Source organism: Sinomonas mesophila, from assembly GCF_001999765.1.
In the GTDB taxonomy this organism is placed as follows: Bacteria; Actinomycetota; Actinomycetes; order Actinomycetales; family Micrococcaceae; genus Sinomonas; species Sinomonas mesophila.
Genome location: NZ_KV908327.1, coordinates 1 through 373 on the forward strand (window position 1 = coordinate 1; position 373 = coordinate 373).

The following is a 373-nucleotide window of genomic DNA, read 5'->3' on the forward strand; positions in this document are numbered from 1 at the left end:
GCGAGTCGTAGGCGTAGGTCGTGGTGCCGTTCGGATCGACCATGGTGGCGCGGTTGCCGTTGGCGTCGTAGGTGTAGGTGACGTCGCTGTCCGTGCCCGGCAGGTCCGCCCTGGTCAGCCTGCCCGCGGCGTCGTACGTGTAGGCGGTGACGGCGCCCTGCGGGTCGGTGACGCTGGCGACCTGGTTCCGGGGCGTGTAGGCGAGGGTGTAGGTGCCCAGCGGGTTCGTCACCGAGGTGGCCCGGTTCGCCGCGTCGTAGGCGAAGGTCACGGTCCGGCCCATGGAGTCGGTGACGGTGGTGGTGTTGCCGTTGGCGTCGTAGGCCGTGGCGGTGGGCGGGACGCCCGGGTCGGGTCCCTGCACGGCGGTGAG

Annotated in this window: 1 pseudogene; it reads right to left on the reverse strand. The window is 71.6% G+C overall.

Annotated elements, in window-relative coordinates:
• Positions 1 to 373, reverse strand: a pseudogene (locus tag BV907_RS19105) (RHS repeat domain-containing protein); the annotation flags it as partial.